Origin of the sequence: Promicromonospora iranensis, from assembly GCF_028994775.1 — a bacterium.
Taxonomy (GTDB): Bacteria; Actinomycetota; Actinomycetes; order Actinomycetales; family Cellulomonadaceae; genus Promicromonospora; species Promicromonospora iranensis_A.
In genome coordinates, this window is sequence record NZ_JAJQMN010000005.1 from 1 (window position 1) to 21,861 (window position 21,861).

Genomic DNA, 21,861 nt, shown 5'->3' on the forward strand with positions numbered 1-21,861 from the left:
GTTCTGATCGCTGACGGTCGGATCGCGGGTGACATCAGTGATCCGACGCCGGAGTCCGCGATGGCCGGTCTGGATGCCCTGCGCACCCTCGAACCCGCCGTCACCACCCGTCCGGGCGGGACCGGCACGCTCAGGACGGGTGCGTGATGGCCACCTCGTTCCCCACCGCCCGGCTCACCGTCGGACAGATGCGCCGCAGCGCCGGCCGCCTCACCGCTGCAGGCGTGGCGATCCTGATCAGCACGGCGTTCGTCACCGTGACGCTGCTCGCCGGCGGCGTCATCCAGGGCACCACGCACGACATGGTCGCGGCGGAGTACGCAGAGGCTGATGTCGTCGTGTCGATCGCCGACCAGAGCGCCTTCACGGCTGACCAGATCGACGCCGTCTCGGCGGTCGACGGCGTCGCGTCCGTCCAGCCGCTCACCGGCTGGTTCGGCGACCTGCGCAACGGTGGCAAGGGCGGCTACCAGACGTTCGCGTCGGTCCCGGAAGACCCGCGTCTGTCGCCGCTCGAGCTGACCGACGGCGCCTGGCCGGCGACGGACGGCGAGGTGGCACTGACAGCAGACCTGGCCGAGCGGCTCGAGGTGGGCCTGGGGGACACGGTGACGGTCAACCGCACCCTGTACCCCGAGGGCTGGGCCGACAGTCAGGCGGAGGACCCGGCGGCCGAGCTCGGTGACCCGGAGGACGTCACCGAGACCCTGACCGTGACCGGCCTCGCCGGCGACCCCTACGGCGCCTATGCCGCCTACGGAGGGGCCGCCGCGGTCCCGGCCGCCACGCTCGCCGCCTGGAACGCGGCGGAGCCCTACCCGAACACGGTCAGCGATCTGCTGATCGCGCTCGATTCTCCCCTCGACGGCAACAGCATCCCCGCTTCGCTCGCCGAGTCCCTCAGCTCTGCCGCAGACGGGGCCGACGGCGGCGTGACCGTCGACACCACCGAGAACGTGGCGGCGGCGAAGACCGCCGAGCAGACCGGCGGCGAGGACCTCATGTTCCTGGTGTTCGTCATGACGTTCGCGGCCATCGCGCTGCTGATCGCGGCCATGGTCATCACCAACACGTTCCAGGTGCTCATCGCCCAGCGGACCCGGACGCTCGCCCTCCTGCGCTGCATCGGCGCCGGGACCGGCCAGCTGTACCGCAGCGTGGTGCTCGAGGCGGCCGTCCTGGGTGTGCTCGCCTCGGTGGCAGGCATCCTGGCGGGCGGCGTGCTCGCCCAGGTGGCGCTGACCGTGGCACCCACCTTCGACCTGGGGGTGCCGCTGCCGACGGCGATCACGCCGACCTGGCAGTCGGTGGTTCTCCCGCTCGTCGTCGGCACGGTGGTGACGGTCCTGGCCGCGCTGGCTCCCGCTCGCTCGGCCACCCGGGTGGCGCCGCTCGCCGCGCTGCGGCCGTCCGACGTCCCGTCGCTGCGCGCCCGCTCCGGTCGCACCCGCCTCGTGGTATCGCTCATCTGCCTGGTCGGCGGCTTCGCGGCGCTCGGTGGCGGCGTGTACCTCGGGATGAACGGCGGCACCGAGCCCGGTCTCGTCGCCGCGGTCGGCGGTGGCTCCCTGGCGTTCTTCGGCGTCGTGCTGAGCGCGGTCCTGTGGCTGCCGCGCGTCGCGGCGGTCCTCGGAGGCGTCGTGGCCCGAACCGGCCCCGCGGCTCGCCTGGCGGTCGCCAACACGCTGCGCAACCCGCGCCGGACGGCGGCGACCTCCACAGCGCTCTTCATCGGCGTCACGCTCGTCACCATGATGTCCACCGGTGCGGCCAGCGCCCGGATGTCCGCGGAGAGCCTGCTCGACGAGCAGTACCCGTACGACGTGGCCGTGTCGGCGTCGTCCCCCGACTACGTCGAGGACCTGCGTTCCGCCGTGACCGACACGTCCGGCATCTCGTCCACGACCCTCGTTAGCCACGCGACGGTCACGCTCGGTGAGATGGAGGACTCGAGCGTCATCGCTGCCGAGCCTGCCGAGCTCGCCGACGTGGTGAACGTGCCCGAGCAGGCGGGTCGGCTCGCCGAGGGCTCGATCCTGCTCACGCAGGGCACCGCCGACGAGATGTCCCTGGGTGCGGGCGACCCGATCACGGTGTCGGGTGCTGACGGCTCCGTCGACCTGGCCGTGGTCATCACCACCACCGACGCGCTCGACCGCATGATCACCACCGCTGACCTCGCCCGCGCCGGTGTCCCCACCGAGGACACGATCGCCGACATCTGGGCGCACATCTCGGGTGCCGAGGCGACCAACGTGCTCGCGGACGTCCAGGACGCCGTCGCACAGGTCGACGGCTCCGCGTTCGTCATGGGGCCGGCGGCCCAGGCGGCGCAGTTCCGCCAGGTGGTCGACGTCATCCTCGGCATCGTGGTGGGCCTGCTCGCGGTCGCCGTGGTGATCGCCCTGATCGGCGTCACGAATACGCTGTCCCTCTCGGTCATCGAGCGGACCCGGGAGTCCGCGACCCTGCGGGCCATCGGCCTGAGCAAGGAGCAGCTCCGGGGCATGCTCGCCGTGGAGGGCGCCCTCATCGCCGGTGTCGGCGCGATGCTCGGCATCGTGCTCGGGCTCGTGTTCGGCTGGGCGGGGGCGGCCACCGTCCTGTCCGCCATGGGCGACGTGCGGTACGCCGTCCCGTGGACGGACGTCGGGGTGGTCCTGGTGATCGCCCTCGTCGCAGGCCTTCTCGCGTCGGTCCTGCCGGCGCGGGCCGCAGCCCGCACCTCACCCGTGGCGGCGCTCGGCGTGGAGTGACGGCACGAGACGTAGGACGGCCATGGTGAGTCATGGCCGTCCTACGTCTCGTGGTGTCTCAGGCGGCTCGTGCGAGCAGGTGCGCGTTCTCCTGGTAGGCGGGGGTGAGCTTGACCTTGCTGAATCGCCAGCCCCTGTCGGTACGCACCACGTCGTTGTCGTAGAAGCCGACGACTAGCCAGCGGTTCGATCCGCCGTCGGCGACTTCGTCCGGCACCCAGTGCTCGGCGCGCACGTGTGCGTGGGCTCGTGCGCGGTCACCGTCGATGTCGATGACATGGCCGGTGATGGCATGGTGGGTCGCGACGAACGGATCGAAGGTCCCGCGGAGGATCTGGACGTAGTCGTCGAGGCGTGTCTCCGTCGGCGGGATGCCCGCGACCGCCTCGAAGTCGACGGTGAACGGGTCGGCGTGGACCAGGCCGGGTAGCCGGTCGAAGTCCTTCGTGTCCGCGATGTCGGCGTAGCGGCCGAAGAGCTCGATGATCTCGGCGCGATCGGATTCCAGGGTCATGAGGTCGCTTCTTCTTCCTGGTCAGCAGTATGGGATGGGCGTCTGTCGGTGGTCGGGGAGGTGTCTCGCGGACGCTCGCCGGCCGTGTCGTACGGGGGCGTTCTCTCGTGGCTCGTCCAGGGGAACGCGGTGCCGGTCAGCTGCTCCGAGGCGTCCCACAGGCGGCGCGCGGCATCGGCGTCGCGCGCCTTCGCCGCGCGCCTGGCGGGGCCGGGTGCGCCGCGGAGGCCCAGCAGCCCGATCGGGCCGACGTAGGCATCACCGGGGAGGTCCGCGGTCGCGGCCTGGAGCGTCGGCAGGGCTCCGGCCGCTGCGCTGTGGGAGACCTTGCCGATCAGGGCCTTCTCCAGGAGGAACAGCTGCCCCGCGTCGACGTTCACCAGGTTCGTGGTGGCGATGCCCGGATGGGCGGCGGTCGAGATCACCGAGGAGCCGGCAGCGGCCAGTCGCCTCTGCAGCTCGTGGGCGAACAGGAGGTTCGCGAGCTTGGACTGTCCGTAGGCCGGGTGCGCGCGGTAACGGCGTCGCCGCCAGTTCAGATCTGCGAAGTTGATCGAGCCTATGTGGTGCGCGAGCGAGCTGACGGTCACGACCCGGTCGCGCACCTGCGGCAGGAGCAGGTTGGTCAGAGCGAAGTGTCCGAGGTGGTTGGTTCCGAACTGCAGCTCGAACCCGTCGGCTGTGCGCTTCAGCGGTGGCAGCGAGAGGCCCGCGTTGTTGATGAGCAGATCAAAGGGCTCGGTGAATCTCCCTGCGAACTCCCGGACCGACGACAGGTCCGCCAGGTCGAGACGGTGCACCTCGGTGTGCCCGCGCATCTCGGCGGCCGCGGCGAGTCCCTTGTCCCGGTTGCGCACGGCCAGGACGACGCGTGCGCCCCGCTCTGCCAGCACAGAGGCGGTGACACGGCCGATGCCGCTGTTCGCTCCGGTGATGACGACGGTACGCCCGCTCATCGGTGGGACGTCGGCAAGGATGAATGAAGCCATGCCAGGAATGTAGGCACTGACAACAGTGTTGTCAATGACTACATGATTCCGCGTACCATGTCGGCTATGAACGACCAGCCCGAGCAGCGCCGCTATCACCACGGAGACCTTCGGACCGCTCTGCTCGAGGCGGCGGAACGAAGTGTGCGCGCCCACGGCGCGGCGCAGCTGTCGTTGCGGGACCTGGCCCGGGCGGTCGGAGTGAGTCACGCGGCGCCGCGCAGGCACTTCGCGGATCGGCAGGAACTGCTCGACGCGTTGGCCGAGGAAGGGTTCGCCCTGTTGGGGGAGAATATCCGTCGCGCGCTGGTCGACGCCGACGAGGACTTCGCCGCGCGCACGCGGGGGACGGCGTCCGCGTTCGCCCACTTCGCCGTCGAGAACCCAGCGCTGCTGGAACTGATGAACTCGACCAAGCACCAGGGCGCCCCGAGCGTCGCGCGTGCCGCGGAGGCGGCGTTCGAGCCGATCTTCGAGCTGATCCGCGAGGGGCAGGCCCAGGACATCCTGGAGGCCGGCGAACCGGAGGAGCTCGGGCTCATCCTCTACGCGACCATCAACGGCATCACCATGCTGGTCAACACGAACATGGTGCCCGCGGGGCGGCTCGACGAGCTCACCGACACCGCGGTAAGCCAGTTCCTTCGCGGCGCAGCCGGGGGAGCGGGCGTCGGAACGATCAGCTCAGCTCGAGCAGGATCCCGTCCGCCGACTCCTGGCTGCCCGGTCCGTGCTCGCGGATGAGGGCGACGATCTCGTCGAACAACGTCGGGCCCTCGCCACGGCGCGCTTCGGCGAGCCTCGCCTCGAAGGCCGCGCGGTTCGACGGGTCGACGGAGGGGAGGAGCCGCTCCAGCCGTCGGGCCGTCTCAGCGTGACCGAGCGCCGCCCGGGACGTCTCCGCGTTGACCCACCTCAGTACCCAGCCTTCGGTGGGGGTGCCGTAGCCGCCGCGGAGGATGTCGTTGAGGGCGTCGAGGTTCCCGCGCCAGGTGTACCCGCTCAACAGTCCGGAGAACTCACGGGCGAAGCCGTCGAGGTCGCTGAACCGCGCACCGTCGACGACGAGCACGGGGAGGTCACGAGTCATGGTCCGAGGCTAACCGTCCTGCTCAGGGCCGTGCCCGTGCGCCGCGTCCTGCCCCCGACGGACCGGACGCGGCGCACGGGACCCGGTCACATCCGGTAGAAGTCGCCGTAGTGGTTGGGCGAGAAGTAGACCACGCCGGTGGTGCGGTCCAGGACGAGGCGGTAGGCCTGCCGCGAGGCGCCGCAGGCACGCGGCGTGACGTCGAACTCGAGGTAGGAGTGGCCGGCGGGCAGCTGGCCCTCGGCGTTGCGGTGGACGCCGCCCGCGAAGTTGCACTGGCCGTTCGGCCAGCTGACCCAGCCACGGGTGCTCGGGTAGCCCTTGGAACGCCAGATCGAGTTCGACGAGTACGCCTCCGCACAGCCGCTGTGCGTGCAGGAGCTGTAGACGTTCGCCTCGGCCGCGGGCGCGACGGAGACGCCCCCGGCGACGAGGCCTGCCATGGTGGACAGGACGACGAGCATCCTGACCAGTCCGGACACGACGCTGTTCTTCTCGGACACCTTTTCGGACACGCTGATCTCCCTCTCGGTTGGGAATACCGGGAGAATCTTCACCCGCCCAGTCGACGTGGACCCGACGACGGGCCGACGGGTGGGTGAATTTCACCTGTCCGTGGGCCGGCTCGTAGGCGGACAGGCGACCCTCGGCCTCGAGCACGACGGGGCTGCCCTCGCCGTCGGACGAGCAGTAGCGTGAACCCATGACGGACGAGGCGCACGGCAGCCGGACCATCTACGACTCGATGGGCGGGATGCCCGCCGTCGTGGCGCTCGCCGACGCGTGGCACCGGCTCTGCCTGGACGACCGCGTCGTGGCCCACGCCTTCCAGGGTCGTGTGCATCCGGACCACGTCGAGCGGCTGGCCACCTACTGGGCCGAGCAGCTCGGCGGCCCGCCCGCGTACACCGGGGGAGGGTCGCCCCTGGGTGACCACGCGGATGTCGTCCGGGTCCACTCCGGGAACGGGCCGCACGACGAGATGGACGCGCGTGCCGTCGGCTGCTTCGTCCTGGCGATGGACGAGGCAGGGCTGCCCGACGACGAACGGCTGCGTGCCGCCCTCACCGACTGGTTCGTGTGGGCCACGGAGCACGTGAACCACGAGCACCGGACGCCCGAGGCTGTCCCGACCGGCCTGCCGATGCCGTACTGGAGCTGGGACGGTCCTGTTGTTGGTGGCGCGCGGGGTCCCGGAACGTAGGCGCTCTCCCTCGAACGACCCGGTCCGCCCCCCGGGCACGGGTCTTGCCGAGAGGGCGGCCGTCCTGTGAGAGTGTTCCAACGTCATGGAACGCCTCTCCTGACCGTCCGGGGGAAAGGCGGAGCGTAGTCGTCAGGGCGGCCTGAGGGTCGCCATGTCCTTGACACGCAACCGTTCTCTCGTCGCCCGTCTCTGGGTCGTCTTTCTTGTCAACGGGGCTGTTCTCTCCAGCTGGGCCCCGCGCATCCCCGAGGTCAAGCACCTCCTCGGCCTCAGCGACAGCGAGCTGGGTCTCGCCTTGTTCGGCGTGGCCGCCGGATCCGTGCCCGCACTGCTGCTCACCGCTCGGGTCCTCGATCGGGTGAGATCGGGACCCGTCTGCGTGGTGACGGCGCTGGTGTTCAGCGCGTCGCTGCCTCTGCTCGGCGTCGTCGACGGCGTGTGGCAGCTGACCGGCGTGCTCATGGTGCTCGGTGCGGCCAGCGGCGTCCTGGACATCGCGATGAACACCGCCGGCATCGCGTATCAGCAGCACACCGGTCACCGGGTCCTGTCCCGGCTGCACGGCGCATACAGCCTGGGCGTGCTCGCCGGCGCTCTGGGCGGCGTGGCTGCCACGGAGGGTGGTGCCACGGTGACCGAGCACTTCCTCGCGGTCGCCGTCGTCCTGGTGGTGCTGGCCCTGGCGTGTGCCCCGACGCTGTGGTCGCAGCCGCGGAGCCCTGGCGTTCGAGGGGGCGCAGGCACTCCGGTCGTCGTGCGGAACAGGCGCTTCGGCCTGCCGGTGGGGATCGCGATGCTCGCCGTCTCCGGACTGTTGATCGAGGGGCTGGTCACCGACTGGTCGGCCCTGCTGATCACCCGCGACCTGGGAGCGCAGGCCTCCCTGGGGGCCGGCACCCTGGCCCTGTTCAGCGTGGCGATGTTCGTCTCGCGCTCGGCGGGCGACGCCGTGCTGAACCGCTGCACCGAACGCGCGGTGCTGACGACCGTTGCCGTGGTGGTGGGCTGCCTCGTGGTGCTCGGTTCGATTGTCGCCCATCCCGTGGCCATGGCCGTGTCCATCGGCCTGGTCGGGCTCGCACTGGGGCCGGTCTTCCCCGTGGCGGTCTCGCGGGCCAGCCGCTCCGCACCCGGCCGGGCCGCGGCGATGACCGCGCAGGTCAGCGCTGCCGGGTACCTCGCATATCTCGGCGGGCCGCCGGTGATCGGCTTCGTCGCCGAGGTCATCGGGCTGCCCCTTGCCTTCGCCGGCACGGTGGCCCTCTGCTGTGCGGGGATCGCCTTCGCACGCCGCCCCGGCCGGCGCCGTCCCGACGGAGATCGTGGGCGTCTCGGAGTGCGCTGAGGCTACGCGTGCCAGTGGCCGCCGGGCGGCATAGCGTGGAGACAGAAAGTCGGGAACGTCCGAGTAGCGGACGCAGGTGACCCCGGCGATCAGGCAGGGGTGCCGGAGCCATCTGGGGGAGGCGAATGGTGAGGTCGAACTATCGGCTGCGGCGGGTGCCGGCGAGTGCGTGACCCATCTCCTGAGTGCTGATGACGATGGTGCCTCCGAGACCAGCGGATCGATCCCTGGTGACCACGGGGGTCGACGTGCGGCCGGTACCGGAGCGTGCATGACGAGCACGGGGATCGCTGAGGGCCGCAGGCGTGGGCGACAGGTCGATGTTCCGCTGCTCGTCGCGTTGGACATCGACGGCACGCTGGTGGGGGAGGACCGAGCGATTCCGCCCGCGACCGGGCACGCGGTCGCCGAGGCCGGGGCTGCCGGTCACCACCTGGTCCTGGCCACCGGCCGCTCGACCGTGGGCCTGCTTCCCGTCGCTCGTGCACTGGACATCTTCCCGGGCTGGGCGGTGGCCTCCAGCGGGTCCGTGATCCTTCGCCTGGACCTCGGCACCCGGGCCGGCTACGTCGTGGAGGACGCACACACCTTCGACGTCGAGCCGCTGGTGCGCCTTGCTCGCGAGAGCGCACCTGACCTCATGATCGCCGTGGAGGAGCTCGGCTGGGGATATCGCACCAGCGCCCGGCTGCCGGACGGCTCCCTGAACGGACCCCAGCGCCTGGTCGCCCTCGAGGAGGTCTGGAGCCGGCCGACGACCCGGGTGATCCTGCGCGGTCCGCGAGCGACGGAGCTGGCCGGGGCAGTGCGTGCCCTGGGCCTGACAGCGACCCGTTCGGGGCCGGACTCGGTCGACGTCACGCCGTTCGGGCTGAGCAAGGCCACTGCGCTGGAGAAGGTGCGGGAACGGCTCGGCGTCGCACGAGGGAACACCGTCGCCGTCGGGGACAACTACAACGACATCGACATGCTGCGCTGGGCGGCCCGCTCGGTCGCCATGGGACATGCGCCGCCCGATCTGCTCGCCGTCGCCGACGAGGTCACCGGCACCATCCATGAGCACGGCGTGGTGGACGTGCTCAGGTCGATCACTCCGGGCGCCGGCTGATCGGCAGATGAACGTCTGAGCGGTGGCCGTCCGGTCTCAGTCCTCCGCCAGGCGCTCGGTCAGCTCGGCGAGGAAGCGCTGGGCTTCGTCGTGCGCAGGATCGTCTGCGGGTGCGCGTTTGACGGCACCGTGGAGGACCTTGGCGGCCTGGGCCACGTCCCCCTTGCTGTCGGCGAGCACGACCGCGTTCCGAACGGCCTCGCCCAACCGACTGACCTCGGTGAGCTCGGCCTCCGAGTTGCCGTAGCGGAAGAAGCGGATCCAGTTGCCGGCCGGGTCGACGAGGCTGAAGCCGCTCAGGCCGCCGGCGTTCTTTCGGGGGCGGGGCCGCGTGATGCGCGGGAATCCCTTGGCCGGCAGTCGGCCGTACGCCTCGCGCAGACCTGAGGCGAACTCCTCCCAGATCGGGCCCGTGTCGTCGACGATGACGAGGCAGGAGCTGTGCGAGGCCTCCGGGGTGTGACCGTCCAGGCCGTAGTACTGCAGGTCGATCCCGTGACCGTTGACGGCGAGGCATGCATACGGTCGGTGCTGGCGGTAGGTGGTACGGAACCCCAGGGCGGCGAAGAAGGGCTCGATCTCGTCGATGTCGGCGCAGGGCAGCAGGGGGATGGTGCGGGGCGGGGGCATGTCACGACACTACGTGTCGGCCTGGGGCGGCAATCCTGGCTCACCGCGCCGGCGGGATGCGGTAGACGGAGACGTGCGACGGCGACTCGGCGGTGAACTCCGTGCCGCTCCAGTCCGCGTGCCTGCTCTCCAGCTCGAAGCCGGCCAGCTGGGCCATGAGGTCCAGCTCGGACGGCCAGACATAGCGGTGCGGACTGCGAAACAGTTCCGCACCTCCTGTGTCGCCGAACCGGAAGTGGTGCGACACGACCTGCTGGCGCAGCACGTCAACGGTGTCCAGCGCGATGTAGCCGGGCTCGGACGTGAAGACCGTGGCCCGCTGGCCCGGAGGGAGCCTGCGCAGGTCCGGAACCCAGAGCTCGATCACGAAGCGTCCACCGGGAGCGAGATGACGTGCCGCGTTGCGGAAGCACTCGACCTGCTCGGCCTGGGTGAGAAGCACGGAGATCGCGTTGTAGACGAGGTAGACGACGGCGAACTCGCCGGGCACCCTGGTGGTCGCCATGTCGCCGACGACGACGGGGATCGACGCTTCGTCGGCCTTGGCGCGCAGCTGTTCCACCATGGGCGGCGACAGCTCGATTCCCGTCACCGGGACGCCTCGCGCGGCGAGCGGTACCGCCACTCGTCCGGTCCCGATGGCGAACTCGAGTGCCTGACCACCGCCCGCGAGCTGCGCGAGACGTTCCACGGCCGGGTCCAGGACCGCGGGCGCGAACATGTCGGTTCCGGGCGTGTCGTAGTGCCGGGCGACATCAGCGTCCCAGACGTCTTCCTGCTCCATGCCGCCAGCATTCTCCGCCGCCCGGCACACGTCCAAGGAATTGCCGGAGTCAGCCCTCCGTGCGCGTGAATGTCAGATGCGTGACGCCGCTGGGTGAGGAGACGGCCTCGACGTCGAAGTCCTTCTCCAGCCCTTCCAGGCCGTCCCAGAGACGTGAGCCACGGCCCAGGAGGATCGGCACCTGGACCACATGCAGATGGTCGATCAACCCGGCGGCGAGGAAGTCGCGCACGATCGTGGCACCGCCGCCGATGCGCACGTCCTGGCCCTCGGCCGCCTCGCGGACCTGCTCGAGCACTTGCTGCGGAGTGCCCTGGACGAAGTAGAAGGTGGTCCCGCCCTCCATCTCGATCGGCTCGCGAGCGTGGTGCGTGAGCACGAACGTCGGCGTGTGGAACGGCGGGTTCGGACCCCACCAGCCCTTCCAGTCCGGGTCTTCGTGCCATCCGGGTGGGCCGAACTTGTTCGCCCCCATGATCTCGGCTCCGATCCCCGGGTCGAATCGCCGGACGAAAGCATCGTCGACACCGCCGCTTCCGCCGGGGTCGTCAGCCCCGCGCCACCACCGGGTGGCGAACATCCACTCGTGCAGCCGTTCGCCGGCATGGCCGAATGGAGTCTCCCGGGTCTGGGGTTCACCGGTGCCGAACCCGTCGAGCGAGATGGCGAAGTTGGTGACGCGAGTGAGTGACATGGCTGGTGCTCCTTCGGTTGGCGCTTGATTTCGGATGAGGTCGAAACATGCGATCGACTCTGGCCGAAGCGCCGAGACACGGCGAGACTTTTAGCGTCGGCTAAAGGCGTGCTGCGTGCAGCCAGGGCGTCGAGGAGACCAGAGAGTGATCGAGTGGCGGATGCGCACCGAGGACGTCATCCGGATCAGGTTCGCCTTCTCACCGCTGATGGAGCTCGTGCTGAGCCTCGTGGCGTTGCGTGCGCCCCGGGAACACTCCGCGCACCTGCCATGGGTGCGGGCGACTCGACCCCTGGTCGCCGAGCTCGACCTGGCCGAGGTGTACGCGCTGGTTCCGGTGCGTGGTTGGATGGCTGACTTCATCTCCTTCACCCCGACGGAACCACAGCCCGACATCGCGACCGAGCTCGACACCGTCCGGCGTACCCCACCGCTGCGAGTGCTCTCTGACCTCGCCGATACGGCAGACGTGCCCGACGAGGTGGCGGACCGGATCCGGGCGGACCCTCGAGCGGCCACGGATCGCATCGCCGACACGCTCGAGACGTACTGGAACACGGCGCTCGCCCAGCACTGGCCGAGCATCCTGCGGCTCCTGGAGGCCGACGTCTGGTGGCGGTCGAGACGACTGGCCGACGGCGGCCTGCAGGCGCTCTTCGCTGACCTGCACGAGTCCGTGAGCCTCGACGGAGACCGCCTCTCCGTGGTGGATCCGGTCGAATGGAGTGGCGATCTGACCGGCACCGGGCTGACACTGGTGCCACATGCGATGGGCTGGCCCTCGGTACGCAAGATGACCGGTCGGTTCAAGCCGTGGTCGACCGACGACCGCTATCAGCCGATGCTCGCCTACCCGGCTCGCGGCGTCGCCACTCTGTGGGAAACCAGTCCACCGCCCCCACCCGATGCGCTGGCGGGCCTGATTGGACGAACGCGCGCCACCATCCTCATGGCTCTGGCGGAGCCTGCGACCACGACCTCGCTCGCCGGCCGCCTGGGGCTCACCCCAGGGGGTGTCAGTCAGCACCTGTCGATCCTGAACGCGAGCGGGCTCGTCGGCCGGACACGGGTCGCCGGGATGGTGCTGTACCGCAGGACCACGCGAGGCGACACCCTGGTCGAATGAGAGCTCCCCGAGGAGCGGGCTCGAAAGCCGGAGCGCGTCGTTGACCGGTCAGGTGGGATCCCATAGCCTGGCCGCTCGGAGGAATGACAGCGCTGACATCCCTCGCCGCGGCCATGACGTGCTGCTCGAGCTGACCTCGGTCGAGGCCTGGGTGCGAACACCACCGAATGATCGAGCACCACCGAACGAAGGAGCGAACGATGAGGTTCACCAGAGTTGCCGGCACGGTCGTCGCGCTGGCCTGTGCGCTGGGGGCGTCGGCCCCCGCCGGCGCGCAGGACGGCGGCGGCCCTACGGTGTCGCACCGCACGCAGGTGCAGCGGGCGGTCGCGTCGTACGACGCGATGCAGGAGTACATGGCCGCGGACGACGGCTCCGGCCTCTACCGCGAGCGGTATCCGAGCGGGGCCGAGGACCGCCCCTACTCGTTCGAGTGGCCGCACTCCCAGGCGCACGTCGCGGTGCTTGACCTCACCGGACTGCCCGGGGCGCTGGGGCGGTCGTTCGAGGACGACCTCGCCGACGCCGCCCGCGGGCAGGAGCACTTCTGGAATGCCGGCGGCGGCACCACCGGGCTGCCCGGCTACGACTCGTACCCGCGCGCGCCGTACGGCGATGGCGGCGACATGTTCTACGACGACAACGAGTGGGTCGCGCTCGCCAAGGTGCAGCAGTATCTGGCGACCGGCGACGACGCATCGCTGAGGCGTGCCGAGGAGATCTTCGAGCTCGTGGTCTCCGGATGGGACACCGACCCGTCGCACCCGGCGCCCGGCGGCGTGTTCTGGACCCAGGCCGACTGGAGCACCGATCGCAACACGGTCTCCACGATGCCCGGCGCGCAGCTCGCCACCCGCCTGTTCATGATCACGGGGGAGCAGCACTACCTCGACTGGGCCCTGCGGATGGTGGAGTGGACCGACGAGTACCTGCTCGCGCCGAACGGCCTCTACTGGGACAACATCAAGCTCGACGGGTCCATCGACCGCACCCAGTGGTCGTACAACCAGGGGGTCCCGGTGGGTACTTACACGCTGCTCTACGAGGCGACGGGCGACGAGCGCTACCTGGAGAAGGCGGAGGCGATCGCGGCGGCGTCCTACCGCTACTACGTCACCGAGGAGCGGCTGGCCGGCCAGCCGATGTTCTTCAACTCGATCTGGTTCAAGAACCTCCTCCTTCTGGAGTCCGTGACCGGCGGCACGACCTACCGGGACGCCATGGCGGACTATGCCGACCACCAGTGGCGCACCGAGCGTGAGCCCGCGACCGGGCTGTTCAACGCCGGGGACGAGCACACCGAGCTGCTGGAGCAGGCGGCGATGGTCCAGATCTACGCGACCCTCGCCTGGCCGCGCGAGCAGGCCTCCATCCTGTACTGAGGCCCGGCGCCAACGGGCCTCGCCGTCGAACCATGACGAGATGACGCCGGACGGGTCGCCCTCGAGGGCGTCACCCGTCCGGCGTGCCCGTTGTGGTAGTGCGGGCCTGATAGAGACATCGATCGAACGTCGCCAATAATCTATTGATTATCGAGCGATCCTCATCGATACTCGTGACATGAACCGAATCGTCTTCAACATGCTCACGCTGCTGATCTTCAGTGGGATCGCCTTCAGCCTGTTCGCCCAGATCATGATCCTGCCCGGGATCGCAGCCGACGAGGTCCGGCACTTTCCGGCGTACGAGCCCTACCGTGCCCCGCTCCTGGCCGTCGCGATCGCGTTCATCGCCTGCGCGCAGGTATCGCTCGTGGCCCTCTGGGTGCTCGTGTTCCGTGCCCAGACGGGCATCTTCTTCCGGCCGGGCACGCAGCCCTGGGTGATCACGATCGGCGCGGCGGTCACCGGCGCGACGCTGCTCAGCAGCGGTCTCTTCCTGTACCTGACGTTCGTGGGGATCCCGACGCCCAACGACGCCGACATGGGGGAGCTGGGGCTGTGGATGGCGAGCGGCCTGGGGTGTCTGGTCGGCGTTGCCGTGCTCGGCATAGTGTTCGTGGCCCATCGGCTCGTCGAACGAGCGACGGAAGCGCAGATCGAGCTGGATGGTGTGCTCTGATGGCGATCGTCGTCGAGATCGATGTGCTGCTGGCGAAGCGGAAGATGTCGGTCGGCGACTTCGCCGACGCGATCGGCCTGAGCCCGGCCAACGTGTCGGTGCTGAAGAACGGCCGTGCGAAGGCGGTCCGGTTCTCGACGCTCGACGCGATCTGCGAGGTTCTCGGTTGCCAGCCGGGAGACGTGCTGCGATGGGTCCCCGATGACGGCGACGACGAATCCGGGGCGGCGCCTTCCGGAAAGCGACGGCTGACACGCCTGTCGGCCACACCGGGCGACAGCTGACCGGCGGACGACGCGCTGCGCGCGACGAGGGCCACAGCTCCCGTCTCATCGCGTAGAAAGCCGACCGGACCCCGGGCGGTCGGGCACCCACGAGGCCGCCCGGGGTCCGGCCTCGGCCCAAGGTGACCGTGGTGGCGCCGGGAGGGCTGGCCACAGCCTGGTGGCCGTCAGGGCTCAGGGTTCTTCGTCCTCGAGAGCCACCCCGGGGGAGGCGGTTGTTCTGGCCGCCGCGGTGGTCCGGCCGCGGCTGATGGCGGCCTCGACGGCGGTGCCGATGCGCTGCAAGGCCTTCAGATCGTGCGGTTCGAGCTCGTCGATCAGGTACTCGCGGACCGCCGCGACGTGTCGGGGCGCTGCTGCGACGACGACGTCGTATCCGGCCTCGGTCAGGGTCGTGTTGGTGCGGCGTCCCGCGCCAGGTATCCGGGACCGGGCGAGCAGCCCGCGCTTCTCCAGGCGTCCCACCACGTGCGACAGTCGCGACAGCGATGCCGCCGTGCGGGCGGCCAGTGCGCTCATCTGCATGGTGCGGTCCGGCTCCTCGGAGAGCACCGAGAGCACCATGTACTCGAAGAACGTCAGCTGCGCTTCACGCTGCATCCGCGCGTCCAGGGCCGCCGGCAGGCTGATCATGATCGCGGAGTTCGCCAGCCAGGCCGCCAGCTCGTCCTGGTTGAGCCAGCGCGGTTCGTCACTTGCCTCACGAGAGGCGCGCGTCTCGAGCGCCGTGCCCCCGGGTCCATCCGCTGCTTTCACCATGCGGGCAGCCTACGACCCTGCTTGTTGACGCATCAAGTTCAAGGGTGTAGATATTGACGCGTCAAGTTGAACTTGAACCGTCAAGTTCCTATCTCGGGTGCACGCCCTGACGGGGGACCGGCGGCCGAACCACGAAGAGGGCACACGATGCAGATCACCGCACTCGGCGGGCTCGAGGTCTCGCGCCTCGGCCTGGGAGTCATGGGCATGTCCGGTTTCTACACAGGCAAGGACGGGCCGGAGGAAGATTCCGTCCGCACCATCCAGCACGCCCTGGACCTCGGGGTCACGCACCTGGATACCGCTGAGGTGTATGGGGGAGGCGCCAACGAAGTCCTCTTGGGCCGGGCGATCAGGGGGCGTCGGGACGAGGTGGTGCTTGCCACCAAGTTCGGCCTGGTGTCCCACGCTGGCCGGCCCGGGGCTGACAGCACGCCGGCGAATATTCGTCTCGCCGTGGAGGGGTCGTTGCGGCGCCTCGGCACCGACCACATCGACCTGTACTACCAGCACAGGGTTGACCCGGGCACCCCGATCGAGGACACCGCCGGCGCACTGGCCAACCTGGTCACCCAAGGGAAGGTCCGCCACATCGGTCTGTCCGAAGCCGGCCCCGCCACCATCCGCCGTGCACACGGGGTCCACCCGGTGGCAGCGGTCCAGAGCGAGTACTCGCTCTGGACCCGGGACCCCGAGGCGGCGGTGCTCCCGGTGCTGCGCGAACTGGGGATCGGCCTGGTGCCGTACTCCCCGCTCGGTCACGGATTCCTGACCGGGAACATCCGTTCCCTGCATGGACTGGACGACGACGACTGGCGGCGCACCAACCCGCGGTTCACCGGCGGCAACCTTGAACGCAACCTGCGCATCGTCGACGAGGTCCGGGCGGTGGCCGCCGAGGTCGGAGCCACCCCCGCGCAGGTCGCCCTGGCGTGGTTGCTGGCCCAGGGCGAGGACATCAGCCCCATCCCCGGTACCCGGCGCGTCGAGCGCCTCGAGGAGAACATCGCCGCCGAGAAGATCCGGCTCACCCCGGAGCAGGTCGGCAGGCTGAACGACCTGACCCCCGCGTCCGGTGACCGGCACGACCCCAACGGCATGTCGGCCATCGACCGGTGAAGAGCGACTCGGTCATGAGCCGAACGGCACGAGATGACCGTGCCGTCACCACGAACGAACGGAGCTGTACACAGTGACAAGCAATGTGATCCGTGTCGGGATCATCGGTGCCGACACCAGGGCGAGCTGGGCCGGAGCGTCCCACATTCCCGCTGTGGCGGCCCAGCCGCAGCTCGTGCTGGCCGCCGTCGCGACACGACGTGAGGAGAGCGCCCGGAAGGCCGCCGAGCTGTTCGGCGCCGAGCGCTGGTACGCCGACCCGTACGCGCTGATCGACGACCCGTCGATCGATCTCGTCACCGTCGCCGTCAAGGTCCCGGCGCACCGCGAGCTCGTGCTCGCGGCCCTCGCGGCGGGCAAGGCCGTCTACTCCGAGTCCCCGTTGGGGGCCGGCGTCGCGCAGACCGAGGAGATGGCCGCGGCGGCAGGCTCCCTGCACACGGCGATCGGGCTCCAGGGCAGCCTCAACCCGTCGGTGCGCCGAGCGGCCCAGATCATCACCCAGGGACGGCTCGGACGGCTGCTGTCGGCGCGGGTCACCGCGACCACCTTCGGGAACGGGCCGCAGTCGACGAGTGCGTACGAGTACTTCGACAAGGCGGACGCCGGCGCCGGCTTCATGACGATCGCGGTGGGCCACGTCCTGGACGTGGTTGAGACGGTCCTGGGCCGCATCACCGAGATCGATGCGCGCACAGAGCTGCTCTGGCCGGAGGTCAGGCTGACCGACACCGGCACCACGACCACCCGTGAGGTGCCGGACCACCTCGACGCGATCCTCAAGACCGCGTCGGGCGCCCCGGTGGGCGTGCAGGTGCTTGCCGGCGTGCCTGTACCCGACGCGCAGTTCAGCCTCGAGGTCCGCGGCGCCGACGGCTGGCTGAGGCTGACCGGCAACCACCCCGCCGGCGTCCAGGTCGGTGACCTGACCCTGACCTCCAGCGTGGACTTCGACGCCCCGGACGCCCCCGTCGCCACGGGGACCGGGCCGGCCGCCGCCGAGATCTGGACGGGCGCCTCCATCAACGTGGGCGAGGTGTACGCGAGTCTCGTGCGGGACATCGTCGACGGCACCCACCACACCCCCGGATTCGAACACGCCGCCCACAACAGCCGCCTGGTCGCGCGGGTCGAGCGGGCCGCACGAACCGGGATCCGGCAATAGCCACACCGTTACCAGCCGGACCTGGTGCCGGCAGCAGACCGCGCGGACACCAGGTCCGCCTGCGCTGGGCTTCTCCGACCGGCGACTCGGACGTCTTTCGATGGACACTGGGATCGCCGTGCACGGCCCACGCGGTTGGTGCACGGGCTGAAACGATGGCCTGACGAAGGGGAGACGCCGCATGCCGTTCTGGATCTGCCGCAGGTGCGGCGTCGAGCACGAGCCCCGGCCCGCCGTGTGCGCCATCTGCGCGGACGAGCGCGAGCTGGTTCCGGCCGACGGGCAGCACTGGACCACGCTGGACGAGCTGGCCGCCGAGGGGCAGACCATCGCCGTCGAGGACCTGGAGCCCGACCTGGTCGGCCTCACGACGATGCCCGACGTCGGCATCGGCCCTACCGCGAAGATCGTCCGCACCAGCGCGGGCAACCTCATGTTCGACCCCCTGGCGTATCTGGACGACGCCGCCGTCGCCGCCGTCGAGGATCTGGGTGGGCTGGCGTACATCGTGGCGAGCCATCCGCACATGTACGGGGTGCAGGTCGAGTGGAGCCGCCGGCTCGGCGGGGTCCCGGTACTGGTCAGCGAGGCCGATGCCGGCTGGCTCGCCCGGTCGGACGACGCCGTCGAGCTGTGGAAGGGCGACCGCGAGATCCTGCCCGGTGTCACGCTGAGCCAGCCGGGTGGGCACTTCCCGGGTTCCGTGGTGGCGCACTGGTCGTCCGGCGCGGAGGGGAGGGGCGTGCTGCTGGGCGGCGACACGATCTTCGCCAACCCGGACCGGAGATCGGTGTCGTTCATGCGCAGCTATCCCAACCGCATCCCGCTGTCGGGTGCGGTGGTGCTGCGGATCGCGCACCACGTGAGGCGGTTCGAGTTCGACAGGCTCTACAACAACTTCCAGGGTGTCATCCCGGTGGACGCCCGCGACGTGGTGCTGCGCTCCGCGGAGCGCCACGCGGCATGGGCCCGCGGAGACTTCGACCACCTCACGTGATCCGTCCCCGCCGGTGGGGCGCGGGCCGGTCAAGGGGTCGGTCGGCCCGCCGCCTCACGGCTCACGGCTCACAGCAGTTCGACACCGTCGGCCTGCGGCCCCCGGTCGCTCTGCCGCACCTTGAACCGGACCCGGTCACCCTCCTCCAGGACCTCGTCGCCCCGCACGACCGACACGTGCACGAAGAGGTCCGCGCCCCCGGAGTCGGGGGTGATGAAGCCGAAACCGCGCTCCGCGTCGTAGCGTGCGACGGTGCCCTCGCCTCCGCGCACAGGGCCGGCCGATGCCGCGTGACGGCTCGGCCGACCACGGTCCGTGGCCGGCCGCGCACTCCCGGAGCCGCGCACGAGCTGGACGTTGCGGGCGTTCGGTCCCTTGTCGCCGTCGACGACGTCAAAGGTCACACGGGCACCCTCGGAGAGCTCGGTCACACCCCGGCCGAGCGCACTGACGTGGACGAAGACGTCCTCGCCACCCGAGTCGGGAGCGACGAACCCGAAGCCCTTCGTGTCGTCGTACCAGGACACCGTGCCGTTCGCTCCGTCTGACGGCACAGCATGCCGGGCAGCCTCCGCCCCGAGCGGTAGCAGGTGGTCCGCCTGCGGCCCTTTCTCCCCGTCGACGACGAGGAACGCCACCCGCTGCCCCTCCGAGATCACACCGCCCCCGACGATGGCCGAGCTGTGCACGAAGACTTCGGCGCGACCGTCGTCGGGCGTGACGAAGCCGTATCCCTTGGCAGGCTCGTACCAGGTGACGGTGCCGAGTACGCCCACGGGAGCGTCGGCGGCCCTCTCGCCCGTGACACGGACGCGGCGCGCCTGCGGGCCACGCTCACCCTCGCCGACCTCGAACTCGACGGCCTGCCCCTCGCGGAGAAGCTTCGGTCCGTCGTCACCGACGATCTCGGACGCGTGCACGAACAGGTCCTCGGCCTCGTTCCCGAGGTCGATGAAGCCGAACCCTCGGTCGGCGTCGAACCATCGGACAGTTCCCTGGGGCACCTAAGACTCCTCATCTCGCAGACATTGCTGTCGTCCAGTGTCCCTGACAGAACCCGGGGCGGGTGCGTCGGGTCCCGCGCCGAGAGTGATATCGACCATTTTGCCGATCTGCTCGTCGACCTGCTCGTCGACCTGCTCGTCGACAACGCGGTGCGGCTAGCCGGCAGCAGCGCAGCTGATGCAGGTGCGGGCCGTGGGCCGGGCCAGCAGGCGGTCACGTGCGACTGGTCGTCCGCAGCGTTCGCAGGAGCCGTAGGTGCCGGCGGCGATCCTCGCGAGCGCGGCGTCCACGTCGGCCAGATGATCTCTGGCCGCAGCGAGCAGTGTGCTCGCCTGGGAGCGCTCAAAGGCGATCGTCGACCCTTCTGGGTCGTGCTCGTCGTCGGACGCGTCGAGCCGCGACGCGTCCACCATCGAGGCAATGTTGCCGGAGAGGGAGGAGATCAGGTCGGCCGTGCGCTCGCGATCGGCGACCAGCAGCCCATGGATCTGGGTGATCGGAGGCATTCTCCCCGCCGCCTTCCCAACGAATCCTGGGCCTCTTGACTCTCGCAGGCTACCGGCCGTGCCCGTGGATCGCCGTTCCTCACGGCGGACCCGACGGCGAACGTGAAGCACCTGCGCGGTCATGCGGAGAGCGCGGCGCCGACGTGCTGTCGTTGTCGCGCTTGACACCTTAACAATGTTCAGTCAGGCTGCGTTCCAGGATAGACGAACTAAGTTAAGGAGCCATCATGTCGATCCTCGTCGAGGGCGGTTCCGACACCTCGGGACAGCTGAGCTCCCGCGACCGCATCGCGATCCGGGTGCTCCTGGTCTCCGTGTTCGTCGTCACGCTCAACGAGACGGTCATGAGCGTGGCACTGCCGGTACTCATGACCGAGCTGCGGGTCGAGGCGAACGTCGGGCAGTGGCTCACCGCGGGTTTCCTGCTGACGATGTCCGTGGTCATCCCGATCACCGGGTTCCTGATCCGGCGGGTGCCCACGCGCGCCCTGTTCACCACCGCCATGGTGCTGTTCAGCGCAGGCACGCTGCTCGCCGCGGTCGCACCGGACTTCGGCGTGCTGCTCGCCGGCCGCGTCGTGCAGGCCGCCGGCACCGCGATCATGATGCCACTGCTGATGACCACGGTGATGACGCTCGTACCGGCCGCCCGCCGGGGCGCCCTGATGGGCAACATCGCGATCGTCATGTCGATGGCGCCGGCCATCGGACCGGCGGTCTCGGGCATCGTGCTGGACTCGCTCGGGTGGCGGTACATCTTCTGGCTGATGCTGCTGATCGCGCTCGCCGTGCTGCTGCTGGGAATGCGGCAGATCGCGAATGTCGGGGACACCACCTCGGCACCGATCGATGTGTTGTCCGTGGTCCTCTCGGCGGTCGGCTTCGGTGGCCTCGTCTACGGCTTGAGCAGCCTGGGCAGCTCCGGTGGCATGTCGCAGGTCCCGGTGTGGGCCGCATTCCTCGTGGGCGTCGCGGGCGTCGTCGCATTCGTCGCCCGGCAGCTGCTGCTGCAGCGGGCCGACCATGCTCTGCTGGACCTACGCCCGTTTCGGTCGCGGACGTTCACGGTCGCCAGCGTGATGATGATGCTGACGATGGCCACGCTGCTGGGCACGACCATCCTGCTCCCGATCTACCTGCAGAGCGCGCTGGTGCTGGGGCCGCTCACCACGGGCCTGGCGCTCCTGCCGGGCGGTCTGCTCATGGGTGCGCTGGGGCCGGTGGTCGGGCGGTTGTACGACCGCTTCGGCGCGCGGAAGCTGCTCGTGCCCGGCACGGTCGCCACCAGCGCGGCACTGTGGTCCGGGACGCTGCTCACGGTCGAGAGCTCGCTGCTGCAGGCGGTCGGCTTCAACCTGCTCCTGTCGGCCGGGCTGGCGTTCGTGTTCACACCGCTGTTCGCGGCGGGCCTGGGGTCGGTGCCGCCGAAGCTGTACGCCTACGGCAGCGCGATATTCAGCACCGTTCAGCAGCTGGCCGGTGCTGCCGGCGTGGCGCTCCTGGTCAGCGTGCTGTCGGTGCGTTCGGCAGCGCTCGTCGCCGAGGGTGTGCCGCTCGCGGAGCAGACGGCAGGCGGTGTGCAAGCGGCGTTCCTCGTGGCAGCCACGCTGTCGCTGTTCCCGATCGTCGGGGCGTTCCTGATCCGCGGCTCGGCGCCCGCCGCAACGCCCGCGGCGCACTGACGGCTTCGTGCCGGCCCCGACCGTCTCGGGCGTCCCCGGT

General features: G+C 70.0%; 23 protein-coding genes and 1 pseudogene. 14 read left to right on the forward strand and 10 right to left on the reverse strand.

Annotated features, from left to right (window positions below; genetic code table 11):
- Positions 1-147: pseudogene (locus LUU90_RS09880) on the forward strand (ABC transporter ATP-binding protein); the annotation flags it as partial.
- Positions 147-2,756, forward strand: coding sequence for an ABC transporter permease (locus LUU90_RS09885; protein ID WP_275003677.1), 2,610 nt, complete (start codon positions 147-149; stop codon positions 2,754-2,756). The pseudogene LUU90_RS09880 and the gene LUU90_RS09885, both read left to right, overlap by 1 nt.
- 58 nt (positions 2,757-2,814) lie before the next feature.
- Here the strand turns inward: LUU90_RS09885 and LUU90_RS09890 are convergent, their stop codons facing one another.
- Both LUU90_RS09890 and LUU90_RS09895 read right to left on the reverse strand, forming a co-directional pair.
- On the reverse strand, positions 2,815-3,270 hold the full coding sequence (locus LUU90_RS09890; protein WP_275003241.1) for a nuclear transport factor 2 family protein: 456 nt from the start codon (positions 3,268-3,270) through the stop codon (positions 2,815-2,817).
- Positions 3,267-4,259 carry an oxidoreductase gene (locus LUU90_RS09895; RefSeq protein ID WP_275003242.1) on the reverse strand — a complete coding sequence of 331 codons (993 nt, stop codon included), beginning with the start codon at positions 4,257-4,259 and terminating at the stop codon, positions 3,267-3,269. Before LUU90_RS09895 ends, LUU90_RS09890 begins: the two co-directional genes overlap by 4 nt.
- A 66-nt stretch (positions 4,260-4,325) precedes the next feature.
- Between LUU90_RS09895 and LUU90_RS09900 the strand changes: the two genes are divergently transcribed.
- Positions 4,326-5,003, forward strand: coding sequence for a TetR/AcrR family transcriptional regulator (locus LUU90_RS09900; RefSeq protein WP_275003243.1), 678 nt, complete (start codon positions 4,326-4,328; stop codon positions 5,001-5,003).
- On the opposite strand, the gene LUU90_RS09905 is transcribed toward LUU90_RS09900, so the two are convergent.
- Together LUU90_RS09905 and LUU90_RS09910 are read right to left on the reverse strand one after the other, a co-directional pair.
- On the reverse strand, positions 4,939-5,349 hold the full coding sequence (locus LUU90_RS09905) for a barstar family protein (protein ID WP_275003245.1): 411 nt from the start codon (positions 5,347-5,349) through the stop codon (positions 4,939-4,941). The genes LUU90_RS09900 and LUU90_RS09905 overlap by 65 nt on opposite strands.
- Before the next feature lie 86 nt (positions 5,350-5,435).
- Positions 5,436-5,864: a ribonuclease domain-containing protein gene (locus tag LUU90_RS09910; protein WP_275003247.1), complete on the reverse strand. Its 429-nt coding sequence runs from the start codon at positions 5,862-5,864 to the stop codon at positions 5,436-5,438.
- Between the two features lie 188 nt (positions 5,865-6,052).
- Between LUU90_RS09910 and LUU90_RS09915 the strand changes: the two genes are divergently transcribed.
- The 3 genes from LUU90_RS09915 to LUU90_RS09925 all read left to right on the forward strand — a co-directional run bounded on the left by LUU90_RS09915 (position 6,053) and on the right by LUU90_RS09925 (position 9,009).
- Positions 6,053-6,553, forward strand: coding sequence for a group II truncated hemoglobin (locus tag LUU90_RS09915; RefSeq protein WP_275003248.1), 501 nt, complete (start codon positions 6,053-6,055; stop codon positions 6,551-6,553).
- Between the two features lie 154 nt (positions 6,554-6,707).
- Positions 6,708-7,901, forward strand: coding sequence for an MFS transporter (locus tag LUU90_RS09920; protein ID WP_275003249.1), 1,194 nt, complete (start codon positions 6,708-6,710; stop codon positions 7,899-7,901).
- A 271-nt stretch (positions 7,902-8,172) separates the two neighbouring features.
- Positions 8,173-9,009: an HAD family hydrolase gene (locus LUU90_RS09925; protein WP_275003251.1), complete on the forward strand. Its 837-nt coding sequence runs from the start codon at positions 8,173-8,175 to the stop codon at positions 9,007-9,009.
- A gap of 36 nt (positions 9,010-9,045) precedes the next feature.
- Here the strand turns inward: LUU90_RS09925 and LUU90_RS09930 are convergent, their stop codons facing one another.
- The 3 genes from LUU90_RS09930 to LUU90_RS09940 are packed head-to-tail and all read right to left on the reverse strand — an operon-like array spanning position 9,046 to position 11,117.
- Complete coding sequence (locus LUU90_RS09930; protein ID WP_275003253.1) at positions 9,046-9,639, reverse strand: hypothetical protein; 594 nt, start codon at positions 9,637-9,639, stop codon at positions 9,046-9,048.
- 40 nt (positions 9,640-9,679) lie between these two features.
- Positions 9,680-10,423, reverse strand: coding sequence for a class I SAM-dependent DNA methyltransferase (locus LUU90_RS09935; protein ID WP_275003254.1), 744 nt, complete (start codon positions 10,421-10,423; stop codon positions 9,680-9,682).
- Positions 10,424-10,472: 49 nt separating this feature from the next.
- A complete protein-coding gene (locus tag LUU90_RS09940) occupies positions 10,473-11,117 on the reverse strand; it encodes a dihydrofolate reductase family protein (RefSeq protein WP_275003255.1) in 645 nt (214 codons plus the stop codon).
- A 145-nt stretch (positions 11,118-11,262) separates the two neighbouring features.
- On the opposite strand from LUU90_RS09940, the gene LUU90_RS09945 reads away from it, so the two are divergent.
- The 4 genes from LUU90_RS09945 (at position 11,263) to LUU90_RS09960 (ending at position 14,588) form a co-directional block, all read left to right on the forward strand.
- Positions 11,263-12,243, forward strand: coding sequence for an ArsR/SmtB family transcription factor (locus LUU90_RS09945; RefSeq protein WP_275003257.1), 981 nt, complete (start codon positions 11,263-11,265; stop codon positions 12,241-12,243).
- A 200-nt stretch (positions 12,244-12,443) separates the two neighbouring features.
- Positions 12,444-13,625: a glycoside hydrolase family 76 protein gene (locus tag LUU90_RS09950; RefSeq protein WP_275003259.1), complete on the forward strand. Its 1,182-nt coding sequence runs from the start codon at positions 12,444-12,446 to the stop codon at positions 13,623-13,625.
- A gap of 178 nt (positions 13,626-13,803) precedes the next feature.
- On the forward strand, positions 13,804-14,304 hold the full coding sequence (locus LUU90_RS09955) for a DUF2975 domain-containing protein (RefSeq protein WP_275003260.1): 501 nt from the start codon (positions 13,804-13,806) through the stop codon (positions 14,302-14,304).
- On the forward strand, positions 14,304-14,588 hold the full coding sequence (locus LUU90_RS09960; protein ID WP_275003261.1) for a helix-turn-helix domain-containing protein: 285 nt from the start codon (positions 14,304-14,306) through the stop codon (positions 14,586-14,588). The genes LUU90_RS09955 and LUU90_RS09960 overlap by 1 nt, the downstream gene beginning before the upstream one ends.
- 174 nt (positions 14,589-14,762) lie before the next feature.
- On the opposite strand, the gene LUU90_RS09965 is transcribed toward LUU90_RS09960, so the two are convergent.
- Positions 14,763-15,347, reverse strand: coding sequence for a MarR family winged helix-turn-helix transcriptional regulator (locus LUU90_RS09965; protein WP_275003263.1), 585 nt, complete (start codon positions 15,345-15,347; stop codon positions 14,763-14,765).
- A gap of 147 nt (positions 15,348-15,494) precedes the next feature.
- Between LUU90_RS09965 and LUU90_RS09970 the strand changes: the two genes are divergently transcribed.
- The 3 genes from LUU90_RS09970 to LUU90_RS09980 all read left to right on the forward strand — a co-directional run bounded on the left by LUU90_RS09970 (position 15,495) and on the right by LUU90_RS09980 (position 18,628).
- Complete coding sequence (locus LUU90_RS09970) at positions 15,495-16,466, forward strand: aldo/keto reductase (RefSeq protein ID WP_275003264.1); 972 nt, start codon at positions 15,495-15,497, stop codon at positions 16,464-16,466.
- A gap of 73 nt (positions 16,467-16,539) precedes the next feature.
- A complete protein-coding gene (locus LUU90_RS09975) occupies positions 16,540-17,631 on the forward strand; it encodes a Gfo/Idh/MocA family protein (protein WP_275003265.1) in 1,092 nt (363 codons plus the stop codon).
- Positions 17,632-17,812: 181 nt separating this feature from the next.
- Positions 17,813-18,628 (forward strand): hydrolase, encoded by an 816-nt coding sequence (locus LUU90_RS09980; RefSeq protein ID WP_275003266.1) that lies wholly within the window; start codon positions 17,813-17,815, stop codon positions 18,626-18,628.
- A gap of 68 nt (positions 18,629-18,696) precedes the next feature.
- Here LUU90_RS09980 and LUU90_RS09985 read toward each other — a convergent pair whose 3' ends face one another.
- Complete coding sequence (locus LUU90_RS09985; protein WP_275003267.1) at positions 18,697-19,632, reverse strand: cold-shock protein; 936 nt, start codon at positions 19,630-19,632, stop codon at positions 18,697-18,699.
- A gap of 156 nt (positions 19,633-19,788) precedes the next feature.
- A complete protein-coding gene (locus LUU90_RS09990; protein WP_275003268.1) occupies positions 19,789-20,139 on the reverse strand; it encodes a TraR/DksA family transcriptional regulator in 351 nt (116 codons plus the stop codon).
- Between the two features lie 227 nt (positions 20,140-20,366).
- Here LUU90_RS09990 and LUU90_RS09995 point away from each other — a divergent pair, with 227 nt between their 5' ends.
- On the forward strand, positions 20,367-21,821 hold the full coding sequence (locus tag LUU90_RS09995) for a DHA2 family efflux MFS transporter permease subunit (protein WP_275003269.1): 1,455 nt from the start codon (positions 20,367-20,369) through the stop codon (positions 21,819-21,821).
- Positions 21,822-21,861: the final 40 nt, after the last annotated feature.